The 21558-nt window shown below is 61.6% G+C and carries 25 protein-coding genes; 13 read left to right on the top strand and 12 right to left on the bottom strand.

The window, feature by feature from the left end:
* The first annotated feature begins 95 nt into the window (after positions 1-95).
* Positions 96-662, top strand: a complete 567-nt coding sequence (locus CAF76_RS08270; RefSeq protein ID WP_064594272.1) for a nitroreductase family protein — start codon at positions 96-98, stop codon at positions 660-662.
* A 270-nt stretch (positions 663-932) separates the two neighbouring features.
* Here CAF76_RS08270 and CAF76_RS08275 read toward each other — a convergent pair whose 3' ends face one another.
* The 6 genes from CAF76_RS08275 to CAF76_RS08300 all read right to left on the bottom strand — a co-directional run bounded on the left by CAF76_RS08275 (position 933) and on the right by CAF76_RS08300 (position 5041).
* Positions 933-2273, bottom strand: coding sequence for a HAMP domain-containing sensor histidine kinase (locus tag CAF76_RS08275; protein ID WP_085648549.1), 1341 nt, complete (start codon positions 2271-2273; stop codon positions 933-935).
* A gap of 67 nt (positions 2274-2340) precedes the next feature.
* Entirely contained in the window at positions 2341-2790 is a 450-nt protein-coding gene (locus tag CAF76_RS08280) for a Spy/CpxP family protein refolding chaperone (RefSeq protein WP_007958371.1), read from the bottom strand.
* Positions 2791-2926: 136 nt separating this feature from the next.
* Positions 2927-3604, bottom strand: coding sequence for a response regulator transcription factor (locus CAF76_RS08285; protein ID WP_085648548.1), 678 nt, complete (start codon positions 3602-3604; stop codon positions 2927-2929).
* A gap of 7 nt (positions 3605-3611) precedes the next feature.
* Positions 3612-4022 (bottom strand): translation initiation factor 2, encoded by a 411-nt coding sequence (locus CAF76_RS08290; RefSeq protein ID WP_039765500.1) that lies wholly within the window; start codon positions 4020-4022, stop codon positions 3612-3614.
* Positions 4023-4143: 121 nt separating this feature from the next.
* Positions 4144-4443, bottom strand: a complete 300-nt coding sequence (locus CAF76_RS08295) for a YciI family protein (protein WP_064594279.1) — start codon at positions 4441-4443, stop codon at positions 4144-4146.
* A 1-nt stretch (position 4444) separates the two neighbouring features.
* Entirely contained in the window at positions 4445-5041 is a 597-nt protein-coding gene (locus CAF76_RS08300) for a septation protein A (protein ID WP_085648547.1), read from the bottom strand.
* A gap of 87 nt (positions 5042-5128) precedes the next feature.
* Between CAF76_RS08300 and CAF76_RS08305 the strand changes: the two genes are divergently transcribed.
* The 8 genes from CAF76_RS08305 (at position 5129) to arfB (ending at position 12816) form a co-directional block, all read left to right on the top strand.
* Positions 5129-5992, top strand: coding sequence for a PHP domain-containing protein (locus CAF76_RS08305; protein WP_064594281.1), 864 nt, complete (start codon positions 5129-5131; stop codon positions 5990-5992).
* A 13-nt stretch (positions 5993-6005) separates the two neighbouring features.
* Complete coding sequence (locus CAF76_RS08310) at positions 6006-6635, top strand: L-threonylcarbamoyladenylate synthase (RefSeq protein WP_102686021.1); 630 nt, start codon at positions 6006-6008, stop codon at positions 6633-6635.
* Positions 6636-6755: 120 nt separating this feature from the next.
* Positions 6756-7454, top strand: coding sequence for a ScpA family protein (locus CAF76_RS08315; protein ID WP_170928268.1), 699 nt, complete (start codon positions 6756-6758; stop codon positions 7452-7454).
* A gap of 11 nt (positions 7455-7465) precedes the next feature.
* Positions 7466-8479 carry an SMC-Scp complex subunit ScpB gene (gene scpB / locus CAF76_RS08320; RefSeq protein WP_085648545.1) on the top strand — a complete coding sequence of 338 codons (1014 nt, stop codon included), beginning with the start codon at positions 7466-7468 and terminating at the stop codon, positions 8477-8479.
* A 2-nt stretch (positions 8480-8481) separates the two neighbouring features.
* Positions 8482-8673, top strand: coding sequence for a DUF1289 domain-containing protein (locus CAF76_RS08325; RefSeq protein ID WP_007958358.1), 192 nt, complete (start codon positions 8482-8484; stop codon positions 8671-8673).
* 155 nt (positions 8674-8828) lie between these two features.
* Positions 8829-10046, top strand: a complete 1218-nt coding sequence (rluB, locus tag CAF76_RS08330; protein ID WP_007958356.1) for a 23S rRNA pseudouridine(2605) synthase RluB — start codon at positions 8829-8831, stop codon at positions 10044-10046.
* Positions 10047-10893: 847 nt separating this feature from the next.
* Positions 10894-12312 carry an amino acid permease gene (locus tag CAF76_RS08335; RefSeq protein WP_064378594.1) on the top strand — a complete coding sequence of 473 codons (1419 nt, stop codon included), beginning with the start codon at positions 10894-10896 and terminating at the stop codon, positions 12310-12312.
* A 90-nt stretch (positions 12313-12402) separates the two neighbouring features.
* Positions 12403-12816, top strand: coding sequence for an alternative ribosome rescue aminoacyl-tRNA hydrolase ArfB (gene arfB / locus CAF76_RS08340; protein ID WP_011333010.1), 414 nt, complete (start codon positions 12403-12405; stop codon positions 12814-12816).
* On the opposite strand, the gene CAF76_RS08345 is transcribed toward arfB, so the two are convergent.
* From CAF76_RS08345 to phhA, 6 genes are all read right to left on the bottom strand, one after another.
* A complete protein-coding gene (locus CAF76_RS08345; protein WP_172829517.1) occupies positions 12813-14000 on the bottom strand; it encodes an MFS transporter in 1188 nt (395 codons plus the stop codon). The genes arfB and CAF76_RS08345 overlap by 4 nt on opposite strands.
* 95 nt (positions 14001-14095) lie before the next feature.
* Positions 14096-14275 carry a hypothetical protein gene (locus CAF76_RS08350; protein WP_007958348.1) on the bottom strand — a complete coding sequence of 60 codons (180 nt, stop codon included), beginning with the start codon at positions 14273-14275 and terminating at the stop codon, positions 14096-14098.
* 73 nt (positions 14276-14348) lie between these two features.
* A complete protein-coding gene (locus CAF76_RS28825) occupies positions 14349-14480 on the bottom strand; it encodes a hypothetical protein (protein WP_007958347.1) in 132 nt (43 codons plus the stop codon).
* 258 nt (positions 14481-14738) lie between these two features.
* The gene (locus CAF76_RS08355) at positions 14739-15932 is read right to left on the bottom strand and encodes an amino acid aminotransferase (protein ID WP_011333013.1); all 1194 of its coding nucleotides are present in this window, start codon (positions 15930-15932) and stop codon (positions 14739-14741) included.
* Positions 15932-16288 (bottom strand): 4a-hydroxytetrahydrobiopterin dehydratase, encoded by a 357-nt coding sequence (locus CAF76_RS08360; protein WP_003222798.1) that lies wholly within the window; start codon positions 16286-16288, stop codon positions 15932-15934. Before CAF76_RS08360 ends, CAF76_RS08355 begins: the two co-directional genes overlap by 1 nt.
* A gap of 110 nt (positions 16289-16398) precedes the next feature.
* Positions 16399-17190, bottom strand: coding sequence for a phenylalanine 4-monooxygenase (gene phhA, locus CAF76_RS08365; RefSeq protein ID WP_039765515.1), 792 nt, complete (start codon positions 17188-17190; stop codon positions 16399-16401).
* A gap of 280 nt (positions 17191-17470) precedes the next feature.
* Between phhA and CAF76_RS08370 the strand changes: the two genes are divergently transcribed.
* The 4 genes from CAF76_RS08370 (at position 17471) to flgH (ending at position 21558) form a co-directional block, all read left to right on the top strand.
* Entirely contained in the window at positions 17471-19033 is a 1563-nt protein-coding gene (locus CAF76_RS08370) for a sigma-54-dependent phenylalanine hydroxylase transcriptional regulator PhhR (RefSeq protein ID WP_011333015.1), read from the top strand.
* Positions 19034-19237: 204 nt separating this feature from the next.
* Complete coding sequence (locus CAF76_RS08375) at positions 19238-19978, top strand: flagellar basal body rod protein FlgF (RefSeq protein ID WP_007958343.1); 741 nt, start codon at positions 19238-19240, stop codon at positions 19976-19978.
* A 45-nt stretch (positions 19979-20023) separates the two neighbouring features.
* A complete protein-coding gene (gene flgG / locus CAF76_RS08380; protein ID WP_039765524.1) occupies positions 20024-20809 on the top strand; it encodes a flagellar basal-body rod protein FlgG in 786 nt (261 codons plus the stop codon).
* 53 nt (positions 20810-20862) lie between these two features.
* Entirely contained in the window at positions 20863-21558 is a 696-nt protein-coding gene (flgH, locus tag CAF76_RS08385) for a flagellar basal body L-ring protein FlgH (RefSeq protein WP_039765527.1), read from the top strand.

Consider the following 21558-nt stretch of genomic DNA (forward strand, 5'->3'; position numbering starts at 1 on the left):
GGGCGCCATTCTACCTGCGGTGCAAGGCATGTAAACCGACGCGTCTGGATCACTTGCAGCTAGAATAGCCGGACATTTTTTTCAGGAGGTGGCCGATGCAGGCTCTCGACGCTTTGCTCAACCGTGTTTCCGTTCCACGACTGATCGATCCGGCCCCCACCGCCGAACAGCGCGAAGTGCTGTTTGCCGCCGCGACCCGTGCACCGGACCACGGCCATTTGCAGCCGTATCGCTTCCTGACCGTCGAAGGTGCGGCGCGTGAGCAGATGGGCGAGTTGCTGGCCGAAGCTGCACAGATGCAGGAAGGCGAAGTCACCGAAGCGATGATTGACAAGGCACGCAACGGCCCGCTGCGGGCGCCGCTGGTGGTCGTGGTCATCGCCAAGTTGCAGGATCACGTCAAATACCCGAAGGCCGAGCAATTGCTGGCAGCGGGCTGTGCGGCGCACGGGATTCTGCTGGCGGCTTACGCGCAGGGGATTGGCGCGGTGTGGCGCACCGGTGATCTGGCTTATTCGAAACATGTCGCCAAGGGCCTGGGCCTGACGGATGACGAAGAGGTGATTGCGTTCCTGTACCTAGGCACGCCGCAGAAAGAACCGCGGGTGGCCGAGAAGGTTGATTTGGCGGAGTTTGTTAGCGCTTGGTCGGGTAAGGCTTAAAGGGCGTTAAAAGCTTTAAAAGCGCCCTCACCCTAACCCTCCCGAAACGTCGGACCGCCCGGAGGGAGAGGGGACTGATTGGGGGATGCTCCAGAGGTTCACCGACCTGAAAGAACTTGGCCGAATCCGGAATTGACGCGGTTCAGGGGCTTTGGCAGATCCATAATCGACTCGTTTTTTCAGGTTGATGTATGACGCAAGACACGTCGGTCGGCTCCCTCTCCCTCCGCGAGAGGGCTGGGCGGGCGGCGTTCCGATGAGGGGGGCTTTTCAGGGTTGCACCACAATCCCAGGCTCCAGCGGTAACTCAAGACTGGCCACAAACCCGCCCTGCGGGTGATTGGCGAGCACCAGCGTCCCGCCATGCCGCTCCGCTGCCCGCCGGGCAATCGCCAGCCCCAGGCCATGACCCGCAGCGGTCTGCCCCGGCGCCCGATAAAACGGTTCGCCCAACTGGCTCAGATGCTCGGCCTGCACCCCGGGCCCATGGTCACGCACGCTGACCACGATCCGCTCGCCCTGACGTGACGCCTGCATTTCAATCGACTGCCCGACCGGGTTGAAGCGTTGGGCATTGCGCAGCAGGTTGTCCACGGCGCGTTCGATCATGGTCGGCCAGCCTGTCAGATTGAGCGCCGGCTCGGCCTCCAGACGCACGGTCTGCTCTGGCGAACCCAATTGAGCGTCTTTTTGCAGGGTGGCGAGCAGGGCATTCAAATCCACCTCTTCGGCGCTGGCGTTGTCGGCATCGACTCGCGCCAGCACCAGAATTTCACTGATCAGCGCTTCCAGCCGGTCACACTCGCGGGTCAGGCGCGGCCAGAGTTTTTCCCGTTCTTCGGGGCTTGCACGTTCGGCCAAAGCCAGGGCGATGCGCAGTCGGGCCAGCGGTGAGCGCAACTCGTGGGACACGTCGCGCAACAGTTGGCGCTGACTGCCGATCAGGCTTTGCAGGCGTGCGCCCATGCGGTTGAAGTCATTGGCCAGCACGCCGAATTCATCACGACGGTTGGCCAGTTGCGCCAGGCTGTTCTGCTGATAGGTGGTCTGCCCGAGGTCGTGCACCGCGCCGCGCAAACGGCTGAGCGGACGGGTGATGGAAAAGGTCACCAGCAGGCTGAACAGGGTCAGCACCACCAGCGCGATGCCCAGCGCGCTCAACGGCCAGAGCAGGCTTTCGCGGTGCCAGGCGTCGAGTTCCGGGTGCGGGATGCGGTAGATGAAGAGGTAGGTGTCGCCGCTTTTGTCGCTGGTGAATTCGTCGGTCAGTCGGCGCCAGGGCAGGCGTCGGTCATCGTTGTTCTGCCGCGCCTCGAAGGCGGCCGCACGCCGGGGGAAGGTGCCGCGCACTACCGGGTCGCCGCTTTCGTTCAGCACTTGCACGTCGATGTGGTACTGGCGTTTACGCTGTTCGAGGATGTCCTGGGCGGCGTCTTCGCCTTGGGCTTCGTAGGTCTGCGTCCATTCGGCGGCCAGGGTGTTGAGGCCCGGATGGCGGCTGAGGATCCACGCGTCCTGGTTGAGCATGTGCCCCAGCAGAATGGAAAGCCCTGCAACCAGAGCGATGGCCAGCCAGAAGCTGGCGAGGATACGCCAGAACAATGAACGCACAGAAAGTCCTCAAACAAAGAAAACCCAACGGCGGTGAGCCGTTGGGTCGGGGCGTGACGCTAGAACATTATTGCGCCTTTTGCGGCTGTTGCGCTTTCCAGGCTTTGAACTCGGCCCATTCGGCGCGACGTTCGGCCTGTTTCTTCTGGATCTCGTCGAATTTCTTCTGTTGATCCGGTTTCAACACGGCGCGAACATCGGACTCGGCTTTCTTGTGGTTGGCCGCCATCTCGTCCTTCATGGCTTTCTGGTCGGCTGGCGAGAGTTTCTCCAGGTATTTTTCGACCGTCTGTTTACGCTCGTGCATCTGCTCGCCCATGATCTTGCGGATCTGCTCGCGCTGTTCGCGGGACAAGTCGAGCTGGCTGTACGGGCCTTTGCCGTGCATGCCGTGCATCTGACCGCCATGGCGCGGGCCGTCCAGCGGGCCACCCATCGGGCCGCCATCCTGTGGCATGGCCATGGCGACGGTCGGCAGGGCAGCGGCGAACATCAGAGCGATAAGAGTCTTGCGCATGGTGAATCTCCTTTGTCTCGTTCCCGGTACGTTCCGGATGAGTACAGATTACGGAGATCAAGGTCAGCGGCGGTCAGCGCTGTGTAAAGCTTGGGTAAACACGCTTTCGCGCCGACCTGACAAAACTGGCAGACGATCAGAGGCTGTAGTAGTAGCCACGGCTGCGCAGGGCGACGATGCGCGGGCGGCCGTCGGGGTGCGGGCCGATCTTTTTGCGCAGGTTGCTGACGTGCATGTCCAGGCTGCGGTCGTACAGGGTCAGCTTGCGGCCGAGGGCGATCTGCGCCAGTTCCTGTTTGTCCAGCGGCTCGCCCGGTTGCTTGAGCAGGGCTTCAAGCAGGCGGCTTTCGGAGACGGTGAGGGTGAATTCCTTTTCGTCGATGCTGACCACGCCGCGCACCGGGCTGAAGCTCAGATCGCCCAGTTCGAGCTGGGTCGAAACGGCGGTCGGGTGGCTGCGGCGCAGCACGGCGCGCAGGCGGGCGGTCAGTTCGCGTGGATCGCAAGGTTTGGCCAGGTAATCGTCGGCGCCCAGTTCCAGGCCGAGAATCCGGTCCAGCGGCTCGCCCCGGGCCGAAAGCATCAGCACCGGCAGGTCGGCATGATCGCTGCGCAGTTGCTTGAGCAGTTCCAGACCGCTGCCGTCGGGCAGCATCACGTCCAGCACCACGGCCGCCGGCGCGGTTTCGGCCAGCGCCTTGCGGGCACTCTGACCATCGTGGCAGGCCCGGACCTGAAAGCCTTCCTGGCTCAGCCAGCTACTCAGGAGTTCACACAACTCCTGGTCATCATCAATCAGTAACAGCTCGCTCATGACTCACTCAATTTAGCCATTGCCGACGTTTTCGGCTTGCTCCACTGGCAAAGATACCGCAGAGCAGCGCCAATAGCGCTACCCCGGCCCCGGTGACGAACCATTGCTGCTGTTCGGTCAACAGGCGCGGCAGCGGGCTGGCCTGGGCTTCCTTGAGTTGCAGCTTCAGACGCTGGTTCTCCTGGCGCAACCGGGCGAGCTGGGCGCTTTCGCGGGTGTTGTCGGCATTTTGCAGTTGTTTGCTCAGTTCTTCCCGTTGCTGCTCGCTGGCCTTCAGGCGCTGCTGCAACTCGGTGATCTGGCTGCCGGCGCTCAATGAAAGCGGCGTGGAGCTGTTGCCTTCGGTGCTTTCTTCACCATGGGCGGGCGCCATGATCGACAACGTGACCAACATCAGACACAACGGACCCTTGCGCATCGCGACTCCTGTTTCCAAATGGATATTGGGCAGGTTGTCGGCCGGCAAACGAGAATAATGAGCGATTGAGAACGCGATGAACCGACAAGGTTCATCGCGCTGAAGGCTTTTGCGGGGGAGGTTACGGCAGGACTTGCTTGAACGGCTTGACGATCACGTTGGCGTAGACGCCGGCGGCGACGTACGGGTCGGCATCGGCCCAGGCTTGCGCCGCGCTCAGGGAGTCGAATTCGGCGACGATCAGGCTGCCGCTGAAACCTGCTGCGCCCGGATCATTGCTGTCGACCGCCGGGTGCGGGCCGGCCAGCACGATGCGGCCTTCGCCCTTGAGCACTTGCAGGCGTTCAAGGTGTGCCGGGCGCGCAGCGAGGCGGGCGTCCAGGGAATTGGCGACGTCGGTGGCAATGATGGCGTAGAGCATGTCAGTCCTCGGTTTTTGGCGTTGTGGTATCGGCGTCGTGCAGGTGACGGGACAGGTAGATGCCCTGACCGACCAGGAACAGCACGGTCATGCCCAGGCTGCCGAACACCTTGAAGTCCACCCAGATGCTCTGGAAGGTGAAGGCGACGAACAGGTTGGCGGCCCCGCAGAACAGGAAAAAGGCGATCCAGGCGATGTTAAGGCGGGTCCAGACCGGATCCGGCAGAGTCAACGCGTGACCCATGATGCGCTTGATCAGCAGGCGGTCACCGATGAAATGGCTGCCGATGAAGGCTAGGGCGAACAGCCAGTTGACCACCGGGGCTTTCCATTTCAGGAAGGTTTCGCTGTGAAAAGCCAGGGTCAGGCTGCCGAACACCAGGCAGGCGATCAGGGTCAGCCACTGGCTCTTCTCCAGCTTGCGCTGCTTGATGAAAAGCGCGCCGTACACCGCCAGGGAGCTGATGATCAGCATGGCGGTGGCACTGTAAATGCCGCCTACCGTCAGTTCATGGCCGGCAACGTCGACGGTGCGTGGATCGAGTTTGTAGACGATGAAGAACAGCAGAAGCGGGATGAAATCGATGAATTGTTTCACAGTGAGAGCCAGAAGCTGGATGTGGCGGCATAATAACAAACATATGGGCGCGCGATAGCGCCAGCTGATTTGAGGTAACACATCCCCGTGAATGTTGATTTGCACTGCCACAGCACGGCCTCCGATGGCGCCCTGGCGCCTGCGGCACTGGTTGCGCGTGCGTTCGAGAACGGCGTGCGAGTCCTGGCCCTGACCGATCACGACACCCTCGAAGGCCTCGCCGAAGCGCGCACGGCCGCCGAGGGGCTGGGCATGCAACTGGTCAACGGCGTCGAATTGTCCTGCACCTGGGGCGGGGCGACCATTCACGTGCTCGGCTATGGTTTTGACGTCAATGCCGCGCCGTTGGTCGAGGCGATTGCGAAGTTGCACGACGGCCGCTGGCTGCGGTCTGAAGAAATAAGCCGCAAGCTCGCCCTCAAGGGCATGCCGAATGCGCTCGACGGCGCGCGGCAGATCCAGCAGGAATTGGGCGACAGCGGCAACGCGCCGGCCCGCCCGCATTTCGCCGACTGGATGGTGCGTGAAGGTTTTGTAAAGGATCGCGCCGAGGCGTTTCGTAAATGGCTCGGCGCCGGCAAGCTGGGGGACGTCAAGCAGCACTGGCCGACCCTGGAAGACACCGTCGGCACGTTGCGCGCCGCCGGCGCCTGGGTCAGCCTGGCGCATCCGTGGCACTACGATTTCACCCGCAGCAAGCGCCGAAAGCTGATTGCCGACTATATTCAAGCGGGCGGGCATGCGATCGAAGTGGTCAACGGTCATCAGCCTGCGGAACAGGTGGGCAGCCTTGCCATCCTTGCCCGTGAGTTCGGTCTGCTGGTCAGCGCCGGCAGTGATTTCCATGGCCCTGGTGGCTGGTCCGAGATCGGCCAGTACCGGCCGGTGCCGGAGGACCTTCCACCCCTGTGGGGTCGGTTCAAACATGACCCAGTTATTGCCGCCGTCTGAACAGGTAGAGAATGTGAGTCAATTTTTCCAGATTCATCCGGAAAACCCGCAAGCGCGCCTGATCAAACAGGCGGTCGAGATCATCCGCAAGGGCGGAGTGGTGGTCTATCCCACGGACTCTTCCTACGCAATCGGCTGCCAGATCGGCGACAAGAACGGCATCGAGCGCGTTCGACGCCTGCGTCAGCTCGACGAGAAACACAACTTCGCACTGATCTGCAGCGACCTGTCGCAACTGGGCAATTACGCCAAGATCGATACCGGGACGTTTCGAATCCTCAAAGCCCACCTGCCGGGGCCGTACACCTTCATTCTCAACGCCACCCGCGAAGTGCCGCGCCTGTTGCTGCATCCGAAGAAGCGCACCATCGGTCTGCGGGTGCCGAGCCATCCGATCGCGCTGGCGCTGCTGGCCGAACTGGGCGAGCCGTTGATGAGCGTGACCCTGATCATGCCGGGCGATGAAGACCCGTTGAGCGACCCGTACGAAATGCGCCAGTTGCTCGAGCATCAGGTGGATCTGATCATCGACGGCGGTTCCGGCGGCATCAAGGCCTCCACCGTGATCGACCTCACTGGCGATGATCCGGAAGTGATCCGCGTCGGTTGCGGCGATCCTGCTCCATTCATGGTCGAGGCCTGAATGTCCGCAGTGGAAACCGTTGATCCCCAGGCCGGTGCCCAGCAGGAACTGCCGTTTGCCATGGTCTACGGCCAGGCCGTCACGGAAATGCCGCTGGACCTGTACATCCCGCCGGATGCGCTGGAAGTCTTCCTCGAAGCCTTCGAAGGTCCGCTCGACCTGCTGCTGTACCTGATCCGCAAACAGAACATCAACATCCTCGACATCCCGGTGGCGGAAATCACCCGCCAGTACATGGGCTATGTCGAGCTGATGCAGTCGGTGCGCCTGGAACTGGCCGCCGAGTACCTGGTGATGGCCGCGATGCTGGCCGAGATCAAGTCGCGGATGCTGCTGCCCCGGGCCGAAACCGTCGAGGACGAAGAGGACGACCCGCGCGCCGAACTGATTCGTCGCCTGCAGGAGTACGAACGGTTCAAGGCCGCCGCCGAAGGCATCGATGGCCTGAGCCGGGTCGGTCGCGACGTGATCGTGCCCAAGCTCGACGCCCCGGAAGCCCGCGCGCGCAAGCTGTTGCCGGACGTGGCGCTGGAAGAAATCCTGATGTCCATGGCCGAAGTGCTGCGCCGCGGCGACATGTTCGAAAGCCATCAGGTCAGCCGCGAGGCGCTGTCCACCCGCGAGCGCATGAGCGACGTGCTGGAGCGGCTCAAGGGCGGCGGGTTTGTGCCGTTCATCGAGCTGTTCACCGCCGAAGAGGGCAAGCTCGGGGTGGTGGTGACCTTCATGGCCATCCTTGAACTGGTCAAGGAATCCCTGATCGAGCTGGTGCAGAATGAGCCGTTCGCCGCGATCCACGTGCGAGCCCGAGCCGAATAACGAGTCCCGATATGAACCTGACTGAACCCCGCGAGCTGGCGTCCCTGCTTGAAGCCTTTCTGTTGGCCTCGGGAAAGCCGCAATCCCTCGAGCGTTTGTATGAACTGTTCGAAGAGGGCGAGCGCCCGGAACCGCCGGTTTTCAAGAAAGCCCTGACCCTGCTTGGCAAGTCCTGCGAGGGCCGGGCGTTCGAGCTCAAGGAAGTCGCGTCCGGTTATCGCCTGCAAATCCGCGAGAAGTTCGCGCCGTGGGTTGGTCGCTTGTGGGAAGAACGTCCGCAGCGTTACTCCCGAGCGCTGCTGGAAACCATGGCGCTGATTGCCTATCGCCAGCCGATCACCCGGGGCGAAATCGAGGACGTTCGGGGCGTGGCGGTCAACACCAACATCGTCAAGACGCTGATCGAGCGCGAGTGGATTCGCATCGTCGGTTACCGCGACGTGCCGGGCAAACCGGCGATGTTCGCCACCACCAAGGCGTTTCTCGATCACTTCAACCTGAAGAACCTCGACGACCTGCCGCCGCTGGCCGAGTTGCGCGAGATCGAGGCGGAACCGGTGCTCGACTTCGACGACGCTCCGGTGCCACCGGGCTTGCAGGAACTGGCCGACGCCAGTGCCGAGCCGGAAGAACCGAAGGAAGAAACCAGTTTCCATACCTTGTTGCTGGAACTGGACAGCATGGAAGAGGGGATCAAGACCGACTTCGACGACTTGCTGCGTGACGGGGTGGGCGGCGAATCGCTGCCGACCGGGGTTGAGTCCGATCCGGTCGAGCCGTCGGTTGAGGGTGAGCCAGAACTTGAATTTGAGCCTGAATTTGAGCATGAGCCTGAATTCGAGCCCGAACCCGAGCAGGAAGACGATGTGCTCGGCGTGGCCGAAGCCCGGGAAAAACTGCTGGCCGCCGTCGCCCGCCTCGAACAACCCTCACCAGAACCTGAGGAAGAACTGAGCGAAGAAGAAGCCGAAGCTCGCGCCCTGGCCGAAGCCATTGAAGCCGAACGCCGCGAGTTCGAGGACTGAGCATGAGCTCGACCAAAGACCCGTGCATCAGCGTCTGCAAGTTCAGCGACGACATCTGCCTCGGCTGCGGCCGCAGCAAGCGCGAGATCCGGGCCTGGAAGAAACTCGACAAGGACGACAAGCGCACCGTACTGGCCGAAGCCGCGCTGCGTCTGATCAAGCTCGGGGCCACCGGTCGGCGGAAAAAGAAATAACCTTGGCCTGATCGACTAGTCTCTGATGCGCGCGCGGCCACATCCGCGTATGATTCGCGACCCTTCGGCGATCCCCTTCGCCCGAAAACCCAGATTTCAACGCTTCAGCGGCTCAATTCAGCGCCGCTGAACAGACCACACCGGGAGGTGCCCAGATGAGTGACATCAATCAGAAAGACGACCAGGAAATCGGCCCAGCAGGCGAAAAGCTGCAGAAAGTCCTCGCCCGTATCGGCGTCGGCTCGCGCCGTGACGTCGAATCCTGGATCGCTGCCGGCCGGATCAAGGTCAATGGCAAAGACGCCACCTTGGGCCTGCGTGTCGACATGCACGACGCCATCACCATTGATGGCAAGGTCATCAAGCGTGAAGAAGCCGCCGAGTCGGTTCGCCGCGTGATCATGTACAACAAGCCCGATGGCGAGATCTGCACCCGTGACGACCCGGAAGGCCGTCCGACCGTGTTCGACAAGCTGCCGCGTCCGAAAGAAGGCCGCTGGATCAACATCGGTCGTCTCGACATCAACACCACCGGTCTGCTGATGTTCACCACCGACGGTGAACTGGCCAACCGCCTGATGCACCCGTCCTACGAGATGGACCGTGAATACGCGGTGCGTGTGCGCGGCGAAGTCGATGACGAGATGATCGAACGCCTGAAGGCCGGCGTGGTGCTGGAAGACGGCCCGGCGCGGTTCACCGACATTCAACAGGCACCGGGCGGCGAAGGCTTCAACCACTGGTATCACTGCGTGGTGATGGAAGGCCGTAACCGTGAAGTACGTCGCCTGTGGGAATCCCAGGGGCTGGTGGTCAGCCGTCTGAAGCGCGTGCGTTTCGGTCCGGTGTTCCTCAACTCCGACCTGCCGATGGGCCGCTGGCGTGAAATGAGCCAGTACGAAGTCGACGTGCTGAGCGCCGAAGTCGGCCTGACCCCGGTGGCCATGCCGCAACTGAATGCCAAGAGCAAAGACAAGCTCGACCGCATGCAGCGCAAGTCGTCGCGTCCGATGGCCCGTACCGAGCGCGTGCGCACCCTGCGTCCGGCCAACGGTGCACCGATTGGCGCCGGTCCGCGTCCGGTCCGCGAGCCGCAGATCGAAGGCGAGCGTCCAGGTCGCAAGCCGGCAGCGCGTCCGGATGGCGAGCGCGGTCCACGCACTCCGCGTCCGGCCAATGGCCGTACCGAGCGTGGTGAAGGTCGCGGTACGCCGGTGGCGGATCGTCCAGTCGACACCAAGCGTCCGTCCAAGCCATCGCCGAAGCGTCCAGGCATCAAGCTGGCTGATGATGACAAGCCGTCGGGCAAGCGCCGTGGCGCACCGGCCGGTTCCGGCCAGCGTCCGGGTTTCGGTCGCAAGAAGCCGGAATAACGCGGTTGTAAGCTTCGAGCGGCAAGCTTCAAGCTGAAAACAGAAACGCCAACCTCAGGGTTGGCGTTTTTTTTGGACTTTTTATTTCTTTTTTTCGGGCGTGTTTTTCTTGTTTTTAAACAAAAAACTTAACGCCTTTCAAATAGTTAGCCAGCTAACGTCAAACACCGGGCGCCGCTTCGATGGGTCTGGAGTGGAAACTTTACGTTACGCGCTGTCAGTGAATATTTACGAAAAAGCCCTCGCCTTCCCATGAATCGGGTGGCTTTGCCTGGCTGTAAGGAAAATCTGCCACAGCCACGCCCGCCGGGCCTCGCGCAGCGCTCTGGCGCGCTTGTTTCAGCGTCGTTTGGAGGGTGAGATGCGCTGCATGCCTGTCGTGCAGGTGCATAACAAGAAGGAGGCGCAATGAACGCCGTAATCCATTTTCACTTCTCCACGTGGGGCGGATTGTCCATCGTCCACGCCGATGGCCTGCAAAGGCCTGACTCAATTTTTGCAGCCGCCCGGGCTTCCCGGGGTGGACACATGCAATCCCGGCAACCGACACGCTGATCCGGCGAGGTCTGGCAGCAGGGGGTTAGCGGTGTACAATGCGCCGCGTTTTAACTGTGACCCTCTGCGTAATCGCGCAAACCTCAAGGTTTATCCGCCTTGTTCACTCCGCCGCGTCACAAGCGTGTCGGGTTCGATTTCGTCACAGATAAAAACAAACAGGTGACGCATGACCGTTGTAAAAAAGCTGAATTCCTGGTGCCTGCGCTGGGGTTTGATCAAGGTTGGCTGAAATCGCAACCTTGCAGCAACGTCTACTGAACATCATCAAACCTTGCGTGAGACCTTTTTCATGAGTGGACAAAACTCGCAATCAGGCGAGCTGAAACGCGGCCTGAAAAATCGCCATATTCAACTGATCGCCCTCGGTGGTGCGATCGGTACCGGACTGTTCCTCGGCTCGGCCGGGGTGCTGAAATCCGCCGGTCCGTCGATGATCCTCGGCTATGCCATCTGCGGCTTCATCGCCTTCATGATCATGCGCCAGCTCGGCGAAATGATCGTCGAAGAGCCGGTGGCCGGCTCCTTCAGCCACTTTGCGCACAAATACTGGGGCGGTTTCGCCGGCTTCCTGTCGGGCTGGAACTGCTGGATCCTGTACATCCTGGTGGGCATGTCGGAGCTGACCGCGGTCGGCAAATACATCCACTACTGGGCGCCGGAGATCCCGAGCTGGGTCACTGCCGCTGCGTTCTTCGTGCTGATCAACGCGATCAACCTGGCCAACGTCAAAGTCTTCGGTGAAGCCGAATTCTGGTTCGCGATCATCAAGGTCGTGGCGATCGTCGGCATGATCGCCCTGGGCAGCTACTTGCTGGTCAGCGGCCATGGCGGCCCGCAAGCCTCGGTCAGCAACCTGTGGTCCCATGGTGGCTTCTTCCCGAACGGCGTCAGCGGTCTGGTGATGGCCATGGCGATCATCATGTTTTCCTTCGGCGGTCTGGAAATGCTCGGTTTCACCGCAGCCGAAGCCGACAAGCCGAAAACCGTGATCCCGAAAGCGATCAACCAGGTGATCTACCGGATCCTGATTTTCTACATCGGTGCACTGGTGATCCTGCTGTCGCTGACCCCATGGGACAGCCTGCTGGAAACCCTCAACGCTTCGGGCGATTCCTACAGCGGCAGCCCGTTCGTGCAGGTGTTCTCGATGCTTGGCAGCAACACCGCCGCGCACATCCTCAACTTCGTGGTTCTGACCGCGGCATTGTCGGTGTACAACAGCGGCACCTATTGCAACAGCCGCATGCTGCTGGGCATGGCCGAGCAGGGCGACGCGCCGAAAGCGCTGGCGAAGATCGACAAGCGCGGCGTACCGGTGCGTTCGATCCTGGCGTCGGCGGCGGTGACTCTGGTGGCCGTGCTGCTCAACTACCTGATCCCGCAACACGCGCTGGAACTGCTGATGTCGCTGGTGGTTGCAACGCTGGTGATCAACTGGGCGATGATCAGCTTCTCGCACTTCAAGTTCCGCCAGCACATGAACAAGACCCACCAGAAGCCGCTGTTCAAGGCGCTGTGGTACCCGTACGGCAACTACATCTGCCTGGCGTTCGTGCTGTTCATTCTCGGCGTGATGCTGCTGATCCCGGGCATCCAGATCTCGGTGTACGCGATTCCGGTGTGGGTGGTGTTCATGTGGGTCTGCTACGTGATCAAGAACAAACGTGGCGCGCAGCAGGCACTGCACGCAGCGAGCGCAGCCAAGTAAGCGTCGTTGCAAAAACAACAAACCCGGCCAAGTGCCGGGTTTTTTGTACTTTCGCGGTATCCTGCGGGTTCTGATCAGGGACGCTTTTCCATGCTGGTGATTTCCAACAATGTGCATCTGCCGGATGCCGAGATCGAACTGACGTACATCCGCGCCCAGGGCGCCGGTGGGCAGAACGTCAACAAGGTCTCCAGCGCCGTGCACCTGCGCTTCGACATTCCGGCCTCATCCTTGCCCGAGTTCTACAAGGAGCGGCTGCTGGCGCTGCGCGACAGTCGCATCACCGGCGACGGCGTGCTGATCATCAAGGCCCAGCAGTACCGCACGCAGGAACAGAACCGCGCCGATGCGCTGGAGCGTCTGACCGAGTTGATCCTCAGTGCCACCAAGGTTGAGAAGAAGCGGCGGCCGACCAAGCCGACGCTGGGTTCCAAGAAGCGTCGGCTCGAATCGAAGACCAAGCGCGGCAGCATCAAGGCCGGGCGCGGCAAGGTGGATTTCTAGTCTTCGCGGTACTTCGCCGTGTGGCGGTAGAGATAGACGCTCAGTGCCAGGCCGCTCAGCGCGGCGAGGGCGGCGAACAGGAAGATCGAGGCAAATCCGAAGCCCGCTGCAATCGCCCCTGCCAGCGGCCCGGTGATGCCCAGCGACAAATCAATGAACAACGAATAAGCCCCGACCGCCGCGCCACGGCTGGAGGCCGGCACCAAATTCACGGCTTCCACGCCCAGCGCCGGGAACACCAGCGAGAAACCGAAACCGCTCAATGCCGCGCCGGCCAGTGCCCAGTGCGCGTCCGGCGCCAGCCACAACAACAGCAGGCCCAAGGTTTCCACTGACAGGCAGGCAATCGCCACTCGAAAGCCGCCGAGGCGGTTGATCAGGTTGCCGAACAGCAGGCGTGCGCCGATGAAGCTGGCGCCGAACAGGCTGAGGCACAGCACCGCGTTATCCCAATGCTGCGTGGCGTAATACAGGGTGATGAAGGTGGCGATGGTGCCGAAACCGATCGAGCCCAAGGCCAGTCCACAGCCGTGCGGGAAGACGCGACCGAGAACGTGCATGAACGGCAGGCGCTCGCCGGCCACGATCGGCGCGGCGGTTTTCGGCCAGGCCAGCAGCAGCCCCAGCGTGGCGAGCAACAGAATGCTCACACCCATGCTCCACAGACCGAAACGGCTGACCAGCCACACCCCCAGCGGCGCACCGACCGCCAGCGCGCCGTAACTGGCGATGCCGTTCCACGAGATGACCTTGGCGGTGTTGGCGGCACCGACGCGGCCGATGCCCCAGCCGATCGATCCCGAGCCGACAAGACTTTCCGCGCTGCCCAGCACCAGGCGGCCGACGAACAGGCTGATCAGGCTCAGCAGCGGCAGGTTGGGCGTCCACGCCGAAATCAGCATGAACACGCCGCTCAAACCACAACCGGCCAGACCGATCATCACCGCACGTTTGCTGCCCTGGTTGTCGATGATCTTCCCGGCATACGGGCGGCTGAGCAGGGTGGCGAGGTATTGCACGCTGATCACCAGCCCGGCGATGACCGCGCCGAAGCCCAGGTCGCTGTGCACATAGCCGGGCAGCACCGCCAATGGAATGCCGATGTTCAGGTAGCCGATGAAGGTGAACAGGACGATGGAAACGACTTGCAGCGTGACCGCCAGGGGGCGCTGGGGTTCTGGCATAGAGGACGACATGAATTACGATCCACGGGAAGAGCAGAATAGATAGGCTGCTCATGATACCGATGCGGACGCGTCCGGGGCGGGGAAAAGTAAAACTATTTGGCCGGGGCGACCAATTGCGTGGTGACCAGGGCGGCCAGCGCGTTTTCTTCGCTGCCGAAACGGGCGAGCAGGGCGGCCTGTTTCTCGGGCGAGAGACGGCTCCAGATCTCGATCATCTTCTCGGTGGCACCGATCAGGATCTCGGCCTGTTGTTCATCGAATTCTTTGGACATGGCAACTCAGGTTTCAGGCAGTGTGGAAAGCGCATGTTAGCGCTTTCCACACGGTCTGTACGGCGGGTTTTGCTTACTCTTCGCTGTCGGCCGGACGGCTCTCGGCGGCTTCTTTCGGCTCGGGCTGTTGGGCACCGGCTTGTTGCGTGGTCGTCTGCTCAGTTTCGTGCAGGCTTGGGAAGGGGAGATTCGGAATCTCGTGCATGGTTGCGCTCCTCGCTAAGTCTGTTGATAGATCTGGTAGATCCGCGCTTTCAGAAAGCTTGCGCAGGATACAGCAAGAAAAATGACAATCAGACTTTTAAATCCATTTGGTTCGACGGGCGGGATTGTCTAGACAAGTGCGACAGGGTGACGCAGGGCAAATGTGGGAGCGAGCCTGCTCGCGATGAGTGCTTGTCAGTCGACATTTGTGCTGACTGATGCACCGCTATCGCGAGCAGGCTCGCTCCCACAGTTGGGACTATTTGCAGACGTTGGCGATCGCTTCGGCCAGCAGGTCGAGACGCGTCGCATCAATCCCGGCAACGTTGGCCCGGCCCGAGCTGACCATGTACACGCTGTGATGCTCACGCAGGTTCTTCACCTGTTCCGGCGACAGCCCGGTGTAGGAGAACATCCCGCGTTGCACGCCGATGTGCGCAAAACGCTCGCGCAGGCCGTGCGGTTCCAGCGCTTCCACCAGACCGCTGCGCAACTGGGCGATGCGCAGACGCATGGCTTCCACTTCGTCGGCCCAGCGGCGTTTCAGCTCCGGGTCGGCGAGGATCGTGGCGACCACAGCCGCGCCGTGATCCGGTGGCGTTGACCACAGGTTGCGGGCGATGTGCGCCAACTGGCTGCGGATGTCGATCAGCTTGTCAGCGGTTTTCGCGCTGACGATCAACGCACCGGTGCGGTCGCGATATAAACCGAAGTTCTTCGAGCAGGAGCTGGTGATCAGCAGCTCGGGCAACTCGGCGGCGAACAGCCGGGTCGACCATGCATCCTGCTCCAGACCGTCGCCAAAGCCCTGGTAGGCAAAGTCGATCAGCGGCAGCAGGTCACGGCGGCGTACTACCTCCAGCACTCGCTGCCAGTCGTCGTGGCTCAGGTCGAAACCGGTCGGGTTGTGGCAGCACGCGTGCAGCAGCACCACATCACCTTTCGGCACTTCGTTGAGCACGGCGAGCATCGCATCGACGTCGAGGCGGTTATCGCTGCCGACGTACGGGTAATGGCTGATTTTGACCCCGGCGGCCGCGAAAATCGTTTCGTGGATCGGCCAGGTCGGGTTGCTCAGCCATACGCCCTTGCCCGGCAGGCATTGGGCGATGAAGTCCGCCGCCAGACGCAGGGCGCCAGTACCGCCCGGCGTTTGGGTGGCGCCGGCGCGTTGCTCGGCGATCAGCTTCGAATCGACGCCAAGCACCAGCTCATTGATCACCTTGCCGAACAGCGGATTGCCGTGGCCACCGATGTAGGTCTTGGTGTCCTGGCTCTCGACCAGACGCGCCTCGGCGATTTTCACCGCCTCGGGGATCGGCGTCAGGCCCTGGGCATCCTTGTAGACGCCCACGCCAAGGTCGAACTTGCGCGGGTTGGAATCCTGCGCGTAGGCCTCCATCAGACCGAGGATCGGGTCGCCGGGCACTCGGCCGATGGCGTCGAAGTGCATTACTTGCGTCCTTCTGCGGTCTTGGCCACTTCGTCAGTGCGCGCGGCCATGATGAAGTCGTTGCGATGCAGGCCTTTGATGGAGTGGCTCCACCAGGTCACGGTGACTTTGCCCCACTCGGTGAGCAGGCCCGGGTGGTGACCTTCGGCCTCGGAGATCTCGCCGACGGCGTTGGTGAACGCTAGCGCGTGTTTGAAGTTCTTGAACAGGAAGACTTTTTCCAGCTGCATGATGCTGTCACGTACTTCGATGTTCCAGTCAGGAATCTGCTTGATCAGGATCGGCAGTTCTTCATCGCTGACTTGTGGGGCATCGGCACGGCAGGCTTCGCAATGGGCTTGGTTCAAAGTGGACATGGTGGACTTCCTGAAATCTGAAGGTGTTTTTTTATATTGGCGGTCAATGTCGCCACGCTAAACCAAAGTGGCGACGACGGACAGACTCACTTGTAAGCAAAAGTCGCGGGTCACGCGGCTTTCGGTTTTGGCGGAAACTTCGGTGCGTGCAGACCCAGCTGCATGCCTTGCTTGACCATGGCCATGATGTCTTCGTGGGCCAGGTCGAACAGGCGCTTGAGGTTCGGCAGGACAAAATACAGCGGTTGCAGGATGTCGATGCGATACGGCGTGCGCATGGCTTCCAGCGGATCGAAGGCCTGATGCTCGGGCTCGTCCGACAGCGAGTAAACAGTTTCTTTTGGCGAGGACAGGATGCCGCCGCCGTAGATGCGTTTGCCTTGCGGGGTGTCGACCAGGCCGAACTCGATGGTCATCCAGTACAGGCGCGCCAGGTAAACGCGTTCTTCCTTGGTCGCCTGCAGGCCGAGCTTGCCGTAGGTGTGGGTGAATTCGGCGAACCACGGGTTGGTCAGCAGCGGGCAGTGGCCAAAGATCTCGTGGAAAATGTCCGGCTCCTGCAGGTAGTCCAGTTCTTCACGGGTGCGGATGAACGTGGCCACCGGAAACTGCTTGCTGGCGAGCAATTCGAAAAAGGTCTGGAAAGGGATCAGCGCTGGGACGCGGGCAACCTGCCAACCGGTGGTCTCGCCGAGCACCTTGTTGATCTCGCCCAGTTGCGGAATGCGGTCGTGGGGCAGACCGAGTTTTTCGATACCGTCCAGGTATTCCTGGCACGCACGACCCTCGATCACTTTCATCTGGCGGGTGATCAGCGTGTTCCACACCGCGTGTTCTTCGGCGGGGTAGTCGATAAAACCTTGCGCATCGGGCTCGCGGGCCACGTATTGCGTCTGCTTCATACTGCTCTCCTGCGAGGGGAATTTCGTTCTTGTTATGTCCTGCGATGGACTGAGAAATACCCCGGAACGTTTGTTGTTGCAGCAGGTTGAAGACTGGTTGAGTAGGAAAAGTCTCTTTAATTCGTAAAATTTTCGTTACGCTTCGCGCGATAAGTCGTGTTTACGGTGACCGTCGGGTTTGAAAAGGCCGATGGCTGTCACATAATCTTGACGACTATCTTGCGCGCTGCGCAGAAAATTCCGGCGTCAGACCGGCTCTTCACCTGTTTCGGGCCTTTATATGCGTATCAAAGTCCATTGCCAGAACCGCATCGGCATCCTGCGCGACATTCTCAATCTGCTGGTGGAGTACGGGATCAACGTCGCCCGTGGCGAGGTGGGCGGTGAGCATGGCAACGCGATCTACCTGCATTGCCCGAACCTGATCAACATTCAGTTCCAGGCGCTGCGACCCAAGTTCGAGGCGATTGCCGGGGTGTTCGGCGTCAAGCGGGTAGGGTTGATGCCCAGCGAGCGGCGGCACATGGAGTTGAATGCGCTGCTCGGCGCGCTGGAGTTTCCGGTGCTGTCGATCGACATGGGCGGCTCCATCGTTGCCGCCAACCGTGCGGCAGCGCAGTTGCTCGGGGTGCGGGTGGACGAGGTGCCGGGCATTCCGTTGTCGCGTTACGCCGAGGATTTCGACCTGCCGGAACTGGTTCGCGCCAACAAATCGCGAATCAACGGCATGCGGGTCAAGGTCAAGGGCGACATCTTTCTGGCCGACATCGCGCCGCTGCAATCGGAACACGACGACAGCGAGGCCATGGCTGGTGCTGTGCTGACGCTGCACCGCGCGGACCGGGTCGGCGAGCGCATCTATAACGTGCGCAAACAAGAGTTGCGTGGCTTCGACAGCATCTTCCAGAGCTCGAAAGTGATGGCGGCGGTGGTGCGCGAAGCGCGACGCATGGCACCGCTGGATGCGCCGTTGTTGATTGAGGGCGAAACCGGCACCGGCAAGGAATTGCTGGCGCGGGCCTGCCACCTGGCGAGCCCGCGTGGTCAGTCGCCGCTGATGGCGCTCAACTGCGCGGGGCTGCCGGAGTCGATGGCCGAGACCGAACTGTTCGGCTACGGCCCCGGTGCCTTTGAAGGCGCGCGGGCCGAAGGCAAGCTCGGGCTGCTGGAACTGACGGCGGGCGGCACGCTGTTCCTCGATGGTGTCGGCGAAATGAGCCCGCGCTTGCAGGTGAAACTGCTGCGATTCCTGCAGGACGGTTGCTTTCGGCGGGTGGGCAGTGATGAAGAGGTTTACCTCGATGTGCGGGTGATCTGCGCAACCCAGGTCGACCTGTCGGAGTTGTGCGCGCGCGGCGAGTTTCGCCAGGATCTGTATCACCGCTTGAACGTGCTGTCGCTGCACATCCCGCCACTGCGCGAATGCCTCGACGGTTTGACGCCGCTGGTGGAGCACTTTCTCGATCAGGCCAGTCGGCAGATCGGCTGCCCGCTGCCGAAACTGGCGCCGGCGGCGATGGATCGGCTCAGTCACTACCACTGGCCGGGCAACGTGCGGCAACTGGAGAACGTGCTGTTCCAGGCGGTTTCCCTGTGCGACGGCGGCACGGTCAAGGCCGAGCATATTCGCCTGCCGGATTACGGCGTGCGTCAGCCGCTTGGCGATTTCTCCCTCGAAGGCGGGCTCGACGAAATTGTTGGGCGCTTCGAGAAGGCGGTGCTGGAGCGCTTGTATTCCGAGCATCCGAGCAGCCGGCAACTGGGCAAGCGGCTCGGGGTTTCCCATACGACCATCGCCAACAAGTTGCGTGAGTACGAAGTCGGCAAGGACGCGTCGGAGTGATCACGGCCGGATCGGGTGTTTGCCGCCAAGCGGCATGACACCGCCGGTTTTTCGTCTTCGATACATTTCCCTTCTCCCCGCAAAATCCCTCAAGTCCTTTGTTTACCGGGTCGTGGGCCGCCAGAAAAAAGTTGGTCTGCAAATTGCTTATGGCTCAGCAGTACAGCGGTGGGCGGCAAACGTCCGGCATGCAGAGGAAAGAGTGTGGACAAGTACCTTTATGTGGCAATGACCGGCGCCAGCCAGAACGCACTGGCGCAAAAGGCTCATGCCAACAACCTGGCGAACATCTCCACCAACGGTTTTCAGCGCGACCTGGAGCAGGCGCGTTCGATGCCGGTGTTCGGTGACAGCTTTCCGGCGCGTGCGTTTGCCATGAGCGAACGGCCCGCCACCGACTTCACGCCGGGCTCGCTGGTGCAGACCGGTCGTGACCTCGACGTCGCCGTGTCGGGTAACGGCTGGATCGCCGTGCAGAACCCCAATGGCGGTGAAAGTTACGTGCGCACCGGCAGCCTCAATATCGACGCCCTCGGCGTGTTGCGTGCCGGCAACGGCATGCCGGTCATGGGCAATGGCGGGCCGATCGCCGTGCCGCCGGAGCAGCAGGTGGAAGTCGGCGAAGACGGCACCATCAGTATTCGAGCGATGGGCGAGGGCCCGCGCGTCATGGCCGAAGTCGACCGCATCAAGCTGGTCAATCCGGACATCAAGAACATGAATAAGGGCCTGGACGGTTCGATTTACACCAAGGACGGCCAGCCTGCGCCGGCCGATGCCAACGTCAAGCTGGTGTCGGGTTTCCTGGAGTCGAGCAACGTCAATGCCGTGGAAGAGATGACGTCGGTGCTGGCCCTGGCCAAGCAATTCGAATTGCACGTCAAGATGATGAACACCGCCAAAGACGACGACCAGGCCATGGCTCGGGTCTTGCAGATCAGCTAATTATCAGAACGTCGCGCCGTAAAACAGGCGCACGAGGAGAATCGAATGCTTCCGGCTCTATGGGTTGCCAAAACCGGTCTGTCCGCCCAGGACACCAACCTGACCACCATTTCCAACAACCTGGCGAACGTGTCGACCACGGGTTTCAAACGTGACCGCGCCGAGTTCCAGGACCTGCTGTACCAGATCAAGCGTCAGCCAGGCGCCCAGTCGACCCAGGACAGCGAACTGCCGTCGGGTCTGCAAGTGGGTACCGGTGTGCGCATCGTCGGCACCCAGAAAAACTTCACCGCCGGCAGCCTGCAAACCACCGAGCAGCCGCTGGACATGGCTATCGACGGTCGCGGTTTCTTCCAGATCCTGCAGCCGGACGGCACCACGTCCTACACCCGTGACGGTACTTTCCACCTCGACTCCAACGGCCAGATCGTCAACGCCAGCGGTTTCGCCCTGGAACCGGCCATCGTCATCCCGAACAACGCCCAGACCTTCACCGTAGGCCGTGACGGCACCGTTTCGATCACCACCGCCGGCAACGCCGCATCGCAAGTGATCGGCAACCTGCAAACCGCCGACTTCATCAACCCGGCCGGTCTGCAAGCGGTGGGCAACAACCTGTTCCTGGAAACCGCCGCCTCCGGTGCGCCGCAAGTCGGTACGCCGGGCCTGAACGGTTTCGGTACCACCCTGCAGAACACCCTGGAAACCTCCAACGTCAGCACCGTGGAAGAAATGGTCAACATGATCACCACCCAGCGCGCGTACGAGATGAACTCCAAGGTGATCTCCACCGCCGACCAGATGCTCTCGTTCGTAACGCAGAATCTGTAATCAAGTCTATGAGGCGGCCATGAGGCTGCCTGCAACACCGTGAGGTAAGGGTCATGAAACGCTTTGTATCTGTTGTGGCATTGAGCGGGGTCGTCTCGCTCGCGGGCTGCGTCGCTCCGACGCCCAAGCCCAATGATCCTTACTACGCCCCGGTGTTGCCGCGCACACCGTTGCCATCGGCCGCCAACAACGGCTCGATCTATCAGGCCGGTTTCGAGCAGAACCTGTACAGCGACCGCAAGGCGTTCCGGGTCGGTGACATCATCACCATCACCCTGAACGAGAGAACCCAGGCCAGCAAGAACGCCAACTCGCAGGTGGCCAAGAACAGCAAGACCGGCATCGGCCTGACGTCGCTGTTCGGCAGCAGTGCAACCACCAACAACCCGATCGGCGGCAATGACCTGAGCCTGAGCGCCAGCTATGAAGGCGACCGCGCGACCAAGGGTGACAGCAAGGCCGCCCAGGGCAACACCCTGACCGGCTCGATCACCGTGACCGTCGCCGACGTGCTGCCCAACGGCATCATCGCCGTGCGTGGCGAGAAGTGGATGACCCTCAACACCGGCGACGAGCTGGTGCGGATCGCCGGTCTCGTGCGTGCCGACGACATCGCCACCGACAACACCGTCTCCTCGACCCGGGTCGCCGATGCGCGCATCACCTACTCGGGCACCGGTTCGTTCGCCGATGCGAGTCAGCCAGGCTGGTTCGACCGTTTCTTCCTCAGCCCGCTGTTCCCTTTCTAG

The sequence above is a fragment of the Pseudomonas sp. B40(2017) genome (assembly GCF_002112855.1).
GTDB lineage: Bacteria > Pseudomonadota > Gammaproteobacteria > Pseudomonadales > Pseudomonadaceae > Aquipseudomonas > Aquipseudomonas pharyngis.